Below are 10,421 nucleotides of genomic sequence, written 5' to 3'. Positions count from 1 at the left end.
GCTACCGTCAAGACTCGTCGCTCAAAGGGGTCAAAATTGGACGCCGATACGGGGTCAAATTTGAACGCCGATTGACAAACGATGGCACCGCAATCTTCTCGGCTGCCATCTGCGCCGCGGTCTCAGCTTGCGCCGCGTTCTCCTCCAGGTCGGCGAGCTGTAGCTCGAGCTGGTCCAGCAATGCGCCTCGCTCGGAGGACTGTCCGAACTGCTCGTGCCGGAGTTTCTTGATCGTGAGTTTGAGCTTCTCGATCAGCAATGTCCCCGCCTGGGCCTCGGCTTCCGCGGCCAACCGGGCCGCTCGCTCAGCGCGCAGCATCGCCTGCAGCGTGGTCACATCGTCGGGAAGAGAATCATCAGCACCCATCGTCGACCAGAGAATCACAAGACGCGATCTTTGTCCGAACCGCTGATCGTGCCACCGATTCAAATCCCAGCGATCAGCCAGCCGCCCGCGGTCGCCAGGTACGTTGCGGCATCCGCCAGTCAATGCCCTCCAGCAGGTAGCCAAGCTGGGCGGGGGTGATTGTCACCACGCCATCAGCCGACGACGGCCACAGGAAGCGGCCGCGCTCCAGCCGCTTGGCATAAAGCGACATGCCTAGTCCATCGTGCCAAAGGATCTTGATCAGCTTGCCGCTTTTGCCACGGAACACATAGAGGTCGCCCCCGTGCGGGTCTCGCGTGAACGCTTCCTGCACCAGCAAGGCCAGCGAGTTCATGCCGCGACGCATATCGGTGTGGCCGGTCGCAATCCACACCCGCACGCCCGACGCAATGGGGATCACCGTAGGCGTCCATCTGCCAGCGCCGCCACGGCGGCCTTCAGCGTCGCCGCGTCGACCGTACCCGTGATCCGCATCCGAGCCCCGGCAGTAAACTCGATCTCAATCGACCCGCCGCTGCTGGCCGGCGCGACTGGACAAGGTGTCGGCCCTGATTCCGCGACCACTATCGCCGGTACGAAGCCAGGTTGATCGGCGGCATCCTTCGGCTCCGGCTGAAACGAGCGTCGCCATCGCAGCAGCAATGAGCGCGAAACGCCATACCGCCGCGCTGTTGCTGCGACTTGGCGCGGCGCCTGTAAGCTCTCCACGACGATCTTGAGCTTCTCATCCTCGGACCAGCGCCGCCGCCGGCCCGTGTCCACCACCTCAAGCCGTTCGACTTGGGCGCTGCGCCTATCACTGTCCATAAGGACAGTTCTCAACAACACGCCTCATTCGGCAAGGCGGCCTTCACCGGACGGATACCATTGAACTGAACCGATCGCTCATCGCCCTGGCGCATACGAGCGCTCGAGGATTGTCCATCAACACCTAGCGCCGAGGAATGTGCTCTCCACCCGGCAAACCAATCCCACACCGCTGCTCTAGGTGTTGCAGGCGGCAGCCAACCCAAGCTTTCTCAGGAGCGGCGCAAACCGATCGTTTGGGCATTCCTTCGCCAAGCTCGCTTGAACTTCTTCGGCGGCTCGCTGACCCGCTTCTTTGCGACGCCCGCCTGCTTTTGAGCCTCAGGCTTTGGAGCATACGGGTCGCGCCAGTGACAAGAATGAAATCAGGTGTTTGGCTAGGACGGCTAATCGGAGGAGCGGGAAGAGGCTCTTGCTCTGCAGCTATGAAGCTCACCTCCGTTATCTGCTTGGGCAGATCCAGGTCTTTCACCACAAGAGTTTCCAACCTGTCGGATTTCTTCGTGCTCGCAGCCGACGCCGGTGCAGCGAATACTACCAGCACCTCTGACTGGGGGGATCCGACCTGCGACCCCCAGCGGCAATCGCGCAGATTCAAACTAAGCCAAGCACCTCAAGTACAACAGCTTTTTGGCATTTGCCAGTCCCCACATTGGCAATCTTAGCATCTGCCACGAGATGGGTCCGGAATGAGGCGGAACTTCTCATTTTGGTTAATTCGAAAGCGGCCATTTGGCGACTAGTAGCACTGGCTCACCGAAATCAGGCAAAACCTGCCTGAAATCCGCCGACAAAGCGACTGGGACTACCGAAAGATAACCCGGCGGTCCGAGTCGAAATCCGATCAAATCCGGCCTCAGTCCGAATCACTGGAGCGGGCGCGGCGCAGCCGCCGATGGTGCTTCTGTTCTTTCAGCGCATCCTGAACGCGTCAAAGGCGTGCGCCAAAAAGATCACGACACTCAGAAAGGCCAACGTGGCAATTGCCATCTCTGTCATGGCCTCACCCATTTGCTCGAGATGCCCAGAAGAGCGGCCTGCACGAACTGTTCGTAAAGTACATTGATAAGCGCCAGCATGACCACATCCCGCTGTTTATCATCCCGTGGAACGTTAGGGTGGGAGTGTTTCAGGCTCGCTTCGTTGCGCCCGGAAATGGTTTCGCCGCCACGGCGAAGGGGCTGACCTACGGTGCCCCGACGCGGCGCCCGTAAGCTGTCGACGGCGATCCTGAGCTTCTTGGACTGGCGCCGCCGCCGGTCCGTGTCTGCTACCCCAACCCATTCGGCTTCGGCACTCCGCCTATCAGTGTTCTTATACAACATGCCTCTTTCCGTTCGGCGACGCGGGGCCGTTGCAGGCATGGCCTCCGATGTTCTTGACAGCCACCACGCGAAAGCCTCTGAGGAGTGGACGGCGTGTGCAGAAGGCACTATTTTCGCGACATGATGCGGAAATTAATCATTTTGATTGCCTGGTGCGGCCTCGGATCCATCGCCTTTGTAACACTCTCTCCGATCGGCTTGCGCCCTGAATTAGGATCTGCCGGGTTCGAGCGTTTCGCAGCTTACGGTGCCCTCGGCGTTCTCTTCGTAGTGGCATATCCTCGCCGATACACACTGATGATGATATTCATACTCGGTATGGCCGTTTCGCTCGAGCTGCTGCAACATCTCACGCCTGACCGCCATGGCCACATCGCGGACGCTGCGCAAAAGGTTATTGGCGGGCTTGTTGGTTCGAGCGCCGCGAAGTTCGCCCATCTTTGGCGAGACCGATCCTGAAAACGGCTACCGCGCCGGCGATAGGGTTAGCCATGCAATTGCGTGGGCAAGCGTCTCAGGCACCGGATGTGGGAGTGCGTTAATGCATGCGTTCATTGCTCTCTAGTTTCTATTGCCGCGGTGGCCTCGCCGCGACTCGGCTTGCTTATCTGGCAAGTGCCGGCGGCCTCCGCGCTGGATACTAAAGCGCGTGGCGATATACCCTATAGCCAAATGCTGCTGCGCTGGTGGTCGCTCCATACTCGTCGGAACCGCCACGGATAAGACGACGCGACCATCTACTGGTGGAGAATGAGATTTTGCTCGCACGGACTCACCGAAGAGACCTCGGCAAAAGACAACCCTGCTTGCCGCCAAGTCTCCCCTCCGCGCTTCCCTGCTTACCATCTTGTTGGCCGCTACCCGCTGTGGTGACGCCCTCACAGCGCTTATTGGCGCTTGGCGTCCCGAATCAGGCAGATTCGTCCGAAGTGCCGAATGGACGCTGCGGCTCGAACGATGTGCACCGAAAGACTATTGTGACTAGGAGTTAATTTTGGGCTGGATCGCAAATCTACTCCGCCTTCCGGACGTCGGCCTGCGACCTCGGGACGGCACCCACGTGGACCTACAGCCATTATCGGCGCGCGGCGGTCGATGGTTGAAGCACAACCTGTTTCGCTTCCCCGGTGCGGTCTGGTCCCGCAAGCGGGGTTGTGTGGAATTGGCAGAGGGCGACGTTATCGCATTGCATCTCGTGGTCGAGCGCCTGAAAGAGGCTGGTGTTCGGGTGCGATTCTATGGGCGGCTTCGGCGCTGGGACGGGAAGGCGCCGGTGCGGACCTTGCTGGTGCGTGGAAAACGATGATCCGGCGGCGTCGAAGCCATTGGCTCATCGACGCTCTGCAAACCCGTGCGGCCAGTTAACCTGCAAGCCCCGCATCAATATTGATCCGCGAATTTGGTTGTGTGCGTTCTACTCCGCGCTAAGATTCGCTTACCGGACATTGCATCTCCCGGGCCCACCATGGCGAAAGTCGGCGCGCTCTCATATTCGGCGCGTCATCTTCGTTCGCCCCACAACGCGCGCGAGTTGATTTTGCAGGGCCCGTCAAAGGAACCGCTCGATCTCGTCGAAATGCCTCGAGAGATTAGCGTCCTGCGAAGCCGCCATTCGGAAAATGGCCGCGAACGAACCTTTTGAACAAGCTGATGATCAAGGTTGCACATCTCATGGAGCCGGAGAACGCCGCTCACGCTGAACAGCTGCGCAAAGCTTACGAAAGAACGATGGCAGAGGTGGAGAGAGCCGTCGCGCACAATGAACGCAAGCCGTCCAGGTAAGCCTAATAGCGAGATCATATTGCAGTAAAGCGCCACTTCATTTGAAGGTACCTACGGTCGTGAGATAGCCTTCGTTTCGCGTACGGGCGCTTTTGCTGCGAGGGGTCGCTTGCCATTGCCAGGCGGCCCCGCCCAGCTTTGCCAGAGGCACGGGTATTAGAACGAGGGCCGGCAATCGCTACTGGGTCAATCTCGATGCTACTGCGTCGGTTGGTGCATTAACCCTGCCGCAGCGTTGCCGCGTCCGCGAGGACTCCGTCGGCGGACTTGGCGGCCTTGAGAAAACAACGCAACCACCTCACCGGATGACGTCACGCTCCAGAGGAATGAACCTATTCTCATTAAGCCAGATGCAGCGCGTTCTTAGACCTCGCCAGCGCGAGAAGTGGAGCAGAAACCCCCAGAACTTGACCTCCTGGACCATGAGAGCCGGCTTAAGGCATAGATGAACCTGGGCCCTTTCAAGAGATTACACCGTTTGATTTTGCGAAAATTGCTCGCATCAGCTGCATATCAGAAAACTACACTAATTAAATCGCTTGGCAACTTTCTCGCAGATAAGAAGGTACTCGCTCTAAAAAGAACGAGAAGCCGATCTCTGAGTTGAAGTCCGACAAAGCGCAAGGCCTCGTCCGATTACCAGATCTTCTTCACGCGCGACGCCTAGCCCTTGCACGTCACGGTTTTGACTTTTCTGTTATCCAATTCATCTGCCATTTGTAAGCTGAAGAACCGCTTTAACAGGCGATCAATCGCTGTGTCGAAACGTTCTTCGAGATCCAAATTGGCGAGTACCCCAGCGCTTTCCAAGGCGTTGCGGATAGCGCGCTCATTAGGAGCGGTTATCTGTGCTAACTCCGATGTCCGCCGCGATAGCGCGTCCGACTTCTGCGGTTTCGCCGGCGATGGCGACTTCGGCACGCTTGCCTGCGAGCAGGTACGGCGCACCAATAAACTTACCGAGCGCCCTTCAGACGCCACCGCGAGAGGTATTCTGCGACCTCATTTGGACTGAAGATCAAGGTTGCCTTGAGCTGAGCTGAAAATTATGATCGCCGTCCTTTTGAGGAAAAATAATAGTGCGGAAGGCGTCGTATGACCGGGTTCGAGCCAAGCTTGAACGTTTTGAATGCCTCGCCACTGAATGCGAATTGATCGCTGAGCGATCGAATGAAAACGATCGACAGCTGTACCTACGCGCTGGCCAGCGTTATCGCGATTTGGCAAAGGATATGCGCGAACTGATCGCTTCCTTCGACATCGCCGCGTAAAGTACAGCGTGCTGCTTAGCGGGAAGCTGTTCAACGGCCCACACATCCGTCCCCGAGGCGACTAAGGGTCTCGATTGGCGCCCGGTGAGTGGTTCAGCGCAGCCGATGGGGTATTAGAGGACCCCAGCCTAAAACAGGTCTTTGAGGCGCGTTGAAGCATCCTTACGCGCTGGTCACGCCTGCTTAGCCTGGGGGGTGCAAGCCAGTCTGCCTACCGTTCCGGCGGCCTAAGACGCTTTGAGCGCTCACGTCGGCGATCAGAAATATGCTCGCGAACGCCGTAGCCAACGCCAAACCCGGCACCGAAGATAAGCAAGATGACGACAACGTCTGCCATTCGATGCGTTCGCCGCTGCCGAGAGAATGCCAGAAGTGGGCCGCCAGCTTACCAGCCAATCCGCTGGCGGCCCGTGCCAGTGCTGAAAATTCTGGCCTTGGGCGGTCAGACGACTGGCACAACGATACTGCTGTGGACGTCAGGCGACCTGCAAGACTGCGCTGGGATTAAGGTAACGCAGCAAGGTTACCCGGGTCCTTCGCACGCGGTGTCCGAAGCGTTCTCGCGTTGGCATTGGCCAGCCGAAGTGTCTCCCTGAGAAGGAGAACTTCTTCGTATTGTTTCTGAGTTTGCAATTTTGTCGCCAAACGCGCGATTTGGTTGTTGTTGAGGAGTTCGACGCGCGCAGCAATATTCGTGTGCTTATTCGACATAGACCACCCCCACTGCATTGTGTTCCGGGCACTTTTTACGACTGTTCCAAGGTTTCAAGACATCGCATACCAACCGTTGGGAAGCGGGATGAATGGCCAGGACGCGACTTCAAGATTGTCGTTCGCGGCGGCAGGCTTCGTCGCAGCTGTCCGATCGGCGACGGCTTCTTCCACCTGGGCGGCACTCGCCGCGGCGGCGCACCTAAAATCGATTTGCATGAACAAAGCTCCCCATCGGAAGCGCGATTAAATCTGCAGTGTACTAAAAAGGGCCGATAAGAATTAACGCAGGAGGATATATCGGGTTCGCGTCGCAAGCAATAGTAGCCTGCTCTGACTTAAGTCGAATTCCGCCGTCGCGCAGCCGCGCCGTTCAAAACGCGAATTCACCGAGCGCCCTTCAGACGACACGACGTCGAGCACGTCGTCATCACGCCGTTGTCGCACCTAATGCAAGCCTTGACGCATTGATCATAGTTCTTCGGATCAAAAAAAAGGCGAGAACATTTTGGCAGCGCATGCATTCGTCGAGTTAGTGACGTCTTCCTCACGCGAACAGGCCGAAAGCCCCGCAGCGACCGTGAGGATAACAACCGCATGGATTATTCGCTTTCGAGCGCGCTTCACGCTGGGTCAGACCAGGGCGTGCTGGACCGAAGCTACCGGTCTTGGAGACTTCGAGTGCATGGCGGCGAGATATCGAGATGTCGTGACTACGGCAAAAGCGACGGTAATGGCAAAGGCGACCGTGAAAACAACAAAAGCGGTACGAGGACCAATCGTAATTTGAAGCACTCCTCCCCAGGGCGTCCCCCGGCAATCACCTTAGCGACATGGTCCCAAAGAGTTCAAGCTTCGTCTCATAGCTCGAAGGACCTTTGCGAACTTGCGATGCCAGAGCCCGGCGTGCGAGTGTCCACTTTTGAACAGTTCGCCGACCCAAAGCTGTGAGCCCGCCCCGCAGCTACGCTGCGCACTTCTGCTCGCCAATCCAGAGCGCGTTAAGATGCGATTTCACTGTTTGCGCGCGATGCGGTTCAATTGACTGCCGGGTCTCATTTAGGACAGTCTTGCTTTCCGATTAAGGATATTCGAATTCGAACGGCGTATGGAAGCCGCCGCGGCGTATTGTTGTCTCTATGCGCTTGAACCGCCAATTCACGATTGTGACGGGACTGGGCCTTGCTCTGGCAACGTACGCAGCGGTGGCAGCGCTGAAAGGCTGGCCGGTCATCGGCGGGCACCATCACGGCGATCGCGTGATGCTCATTGAGCGATTTTGCGTGTGGGCTCTTTTTGGATCTGCGCTATCGCTCCTTTTACCGGGCAGGCTGCTGATCGTTTGCGGCTTCCTCATAGTGACTTCACTCGCAATAGAACTGTCGCAAATCGTTCGCCCTGACCGCTATCCCAGCCTCTTCAGCGCTGCGCTAAAAATCCTAAGCGGCATCGTGGGTGCAGCGGTCGCACAAATCGTTCTCATGTTCTTGCCGCGTCCTCCATAGTCGTTGTATTGCCCTCATTTGCCCAAGTAACACTAACGCACAGATGTTCTTGCGCCGCTCGGCAACGGGCCCGATGCTTCATGCAGTCGCGAAGTCGTCCTCGTCTCGCGTAACGGCGGCTTCGCGGCGAGGGGTCGCCGCCCCCCGGTCGGCGATCCCGCCCACAATGCTGCTGAGGTTCGGAGGCAAAGTGTGTGTTGAATGCACGGGTGTTGAACGGCGACGCGTCACACGCAAAACGGTCGACCAGACAGTCATGCTCTCGCTCTCAGGCGGAGCGACAGTCACGCGCTGCGCAATGCGTGACCTCTCAGTTTTTGGGGCCGGCCTACTGCTAGAAAATGCTCCGATCCCGTCGACTATCTTCGACCTATCGTTTGACCATTTTCGAACAGGCTTCGCCTGCCGCCTCATATGGCGTCGCGATGCTTTCGTCGGGGTGGCGTTTGTCCATTAGCGTGCCGCGATCTGACGCCAGCGCAGCGCGCGCGCTGATCGCGAAGCTGAGGTGCACGGTCGGCAAAGGCCGCCTAGGTCCTGATCTTGACCGGGTTGCCGGGACGTCACTGGATAAAAGCGCCGAACTGGATGGGCTGGCGGCGATGCCGAGCGGCTCGCCCCGGGCTCTTTAGGCGGAAAGAGCTGCATCGGCAGTCCGATGCTGATACCTGTCTGGTCAGCACCGACATTGCTCATCCCAATGTCGGAGTTAGGACCGCGTTGAAGGCGCCACCTCGACGCGGTCCGCCATTTATTGACCGAAGCATTACACAGCGGTCGCACAGCTAACGTGCCTTGCAAGCCCCGCCTCTGCTGATCAGAACCTGCGGCCGAAGCCTACTACTCCGCCCATGCTCCCGGGCTGGTGCGGGGCAGGCGACGCCGACGCATTCTGCCCAAACCCGTATGTGTTCGTCCCGGGCACAGGTACCGAGATCTGCGAGTTTCCGTTCACGCTGTGCCAGTGATGGTGCCGCTCGGAAAGGAATGACGAATTCACGTTCTTCGTTGTGAGTACAAGGTCCAGTCCAGCTGCGGCTGCAAAGGGGCGAGGCGCCGACCATCGCACCAAACTTCCACGGGGCTTCTTCTTCGCAGCGGCCCTTCCCTTTGCTTCTACTTCCGTCGCGCAGTCTCACATCCAAACTCAGGCATAGCCGAGCTCGTCGAGCACGTATCCTGATAGATGATCATGATACTTCGCTCGCCGAACGGCTCTGTGCGTATGTCAATTATGCTGACATAGGTTTGGAATTGCCAGATTTTCCCGGCAGTCGTCAGATTCTTGTTGGCAGAAGCGAGTCAACTTGGCATGCTCCTGTGACCGGGCTCGCACGTTCATCTCGCATCTATTTACACCCGGAGACTGAAGCAACGGCAACGCTGCGGCAGCCGTTTTAGTACGTGTTGTTTAGATCAACCAATGAACTTCTGAGGCCGCCTTTAGGTGGCCTCTTCGTTGGGAATTCAATTCTGCGGGGACATTGCAATGGCAAAACCAGCCTTTTCCCGTGATGCTTTTCGTGGACTATTCGCTTTCTACGCGACGAAGGCTCATCACGATCACAAAGCCGAAGAATGCCTTTTGAGGTTGTTCGGGTCTGCAGAATACATTCCTGATCGCCTACTGCAGCAATGGTCTGAAAAAGCTGATCTACTCGGTTCAGAAACCGTCGGTAGTGTAGTGGGGCCGCGCGCCCGTGAACTCGCGAGCGGCGGCACGCGGTACGACCATGCGAGTGATTTTCTCCACTCGCTCCTGAGAGACCTCGGGCGAAAAACGCAGTGATCAGATGCGCCGTTTCCGCGCGCTCTTGCCGCGCCTCTGCTCAACTTTGACCTCATAGGAAGTCTTCTGCCCCTCACGCAGCTCGTTAGACCGGCGCGTTCTTTAACCTGCGCCTTCTTCCTGGGTCCCGGAAGGTGCGAGGCGCCTCAATCTTCCAGGCGAGCGACCAGGCCGCTGGAGACATTTGATTTCGATAGGGAGCGGTCAATAACATCTGCAAGATTGCCCTGGTGGCGCTGTAATGAGCCGCAGTCCTGCTGAACTCGCTGTCAATCAACAAAGGGTTGCCTGATCGGTCAATGACGGACCATCGCCAGGCACGACCGCGCCTATGTATCGACAGATCAAAGGGAGCAAAAGCGTCAGCGTTCATCCATGAACACCTTAAATGCGCACTTGGAAATAGACAGGACACATTACGAAATCTGACGGGGAGAACTTTCGGGCAACGCTGGGGTTCCACGCCCGGATACATATGATATTAGTTGAAGATTAAACGTTCGTTGCTACTCGACGATCTCCGGTAGCTATCCATATAGAATGCGACCGAAAATTTTGCGTTGCGAATTTACGGGATGCTTCAACTCCGACTTGCCCCACCGAAAGCCTACAGATGTCTCATTTGCCTGCCGACAAGATCGCGCTCTTCATCGACGGAGCCAATCTCTACGCGACGGCGAAAACTCTGGGCTTCGACATCGATTACAAGCGCCTGCTGAAGGAGTTTCAGAGCCGCGGGACGCTGCTGAGGGCGTTCTACTACACAGCGATCATCGAGGATCAGGAGTACTCCTCGATCCGGCCGCTGATCGACTGGCTCGACTACAACGGCTACACCGTCGT

11 protein-coding genes are annotated in these 10,421 nt (G+C 57.7%); 6 read left to right on the top strand and 5 right to left on the bottom strand.

Annotation, left to right across the window (positions count from 1 at the left end; translation table 11 throughout):
• Window positions 1–7 precede the first annotated feature (7 nt).
• From AC0L3U_RS37940 to AC0L3U_RS37925, 4 genes are all read right to left on the bottom strand, one after another.
• Window positions 8–385 (bottom strand): transposase domain-containing protein, encoded by a 378-nt coding sequence (locus AC0L3U_RS37940; RefSeq protein WP_473295543.1) that lies wholly within the window; start codon window positions 383–385, stop codon window positions 8–10.
• A 55-nt stretch (window positions 386–440) separates the two neighbouring features.
• Window positions 441–788, bottom strand: a complete 348-nt coding sequence (gene tnpB, locus AC0L3U_RS37935; protein ID WP_456765771.1) for an IS66 family insertion sequence element accessory protein TnpB — start codon at window positions 786–788, stop codon at window positions 441–443.
• Complete coding sequence (tnpA, locus tag AC0L3U_RS37930) at window positions 785–1,195, bottom strand: IS66-like element accessory protein TnpA (protein ID WP_456765772.1); 411 nt, start codon at window positions 1,193–1,195, stop codon at window positions 785–787. The genes tnpB and tnpA overlap by 4 nt, the downstream gene beginning before the upstream one ends.
• A gap of 995 nt (window positions 1,196–2,190) precedes the next feature.
• Window positions 2,191–2,520 carry a hypothetical protein gene (locus AC0L3U_RS37925; RefSeq protein ID WP_456765773.1) on the bottom strand — a complete coding sequence of 110 codons (330 nt, stop codon included), beginning with the start codon at window positions 2,518–2,520 and terminating at the stop codon, window positions 2,191–2,193.
• 93 nt (window positions 2,521–2,613) lie between these two features.
• Here AC0L3U_RS37925 and AC0L3U_RS37920 point away from each other — a divergent pair, with 93 nt between their 5' ends.
• Complete coding sequence (locus tag AC0L3U_RS37920) at window positions 2,614–2,979, top strand: VanZ family protein (RefSeq protein ID WP_473364911.1); 366 nt, start codon at window positions 2,614–2,616, stop codon at window positions 2,977–2,979.
• 1,986 nt (window positions 2,980–4,965) lie between these two features.
• Here AC0L3U_RS37920 and AC0L3U_RS37915 read toward each other — a convergent pair.
• Entirely contained in the window at window positions 4,966–5,253 is a 288-nt protein-coding gene (locus AC0L3U_RS37915) for a hypothetical protein (protein ID WP_473364910.1), read from the bottom strand.
• Between the two features lie 128 nt (window positions 5,254–5,381).
• On the opposite strand from AC0L3U_RS37915, the gene AC0L3U_RS37910 reads away from it, so the two are divergent.
• The 5 genes from AC0L3U_RS37910 to AC0L3U_RS37890 form a co-directional block, all read left to right on the top strand.
• Window positions 5,382–5,573, top strand: coding sequence for a hypothetical protein (locus AC0L3U_RS37910; protein WP_473364909.1), 192 nt, complete (start codon window positions 5,382–5,384; stop codon window positions 5,571–5,573).
• 265 nt (window positions 5,574–5,838) lie between these two features.
• Entirely contained in the window at window positions 5,839–6,081 is a 243-nt protein-coding gene (locus AC0L3U_RS37905; RefSeq protein WP_473364908.1) for a hypothetical protein, read from the top strand.
• A 1,348-nt stretch (window positions 6,082–7,429) separates the two neighbouring features.
• Entirely contained in the window at window positions 7,430–7,789 is a 360-nt protein-coding gene (locus AC0L3U_RS37900; protein ID WP_157234051.1) for a VanZ family protein, read from the top strand.
• Between the two features lie 1,489 nt (window positions 7,790–9,278).
• Window positions 9,279–9,578 (top strand): hypothetical protein, encoded by a 300-nt coding sequence (locus tag AC0L3U_RS37895; protein WP_456765780.1) that lies wholly within the window; start codon window positions 9,279–9,281, stop codon window positions 9,576–9,578.
• A gap of 613 nt (window positions 9,579–10,191) precedes the next feature.
• Window positions 10,192–10,421, top strand: a 230-nt coding sequence (locus AC0L3U_RS37890; protein WP_473364907.1) for an NYN domain-containing protein, incomplete at its 3' end; no start/stop codon positions are given.

It is taken from the genome of Bradyrhizobium sp. Kon69 (assembly GCF_055807515.1).
The sequence above is the reverse complement of the archived record's forward strand: the minus strand, read 5'-3'. Positions and strand labels throughout refer to the sequence as shown.

Coding starts and splice junctions, on each gene's coding strand:
- tnpA (WP_456765772.1), bottom strand. CDS start 1,195: ATGGACAGTGATAGGCGCAGCGCCCAAGTCGAACGGCTTGAGGTGGTG.
- AC0L3U_RS37925 (WP_456765773.1), bottom strand. CDS start 2,520: ATGTTGTATAAGAACACTGATAGGCGGAGTGCCGAAGCCGAATGGGTT.
- AC0L3U_RS37905 (WP_473364908.1), top strand. CDS start 5,839: ATGCTCGCGAACGCCGTAGCCAACGCCAAACCCGGCACCGAAGATAAG.
- AC0L3U_RS37895 (WP_456765780.1), top strand. CDS start 9,279: ATGGCAAAACCAGCCTTTTCCCGTGATGCTTTTCGTGGACTATTCGCT.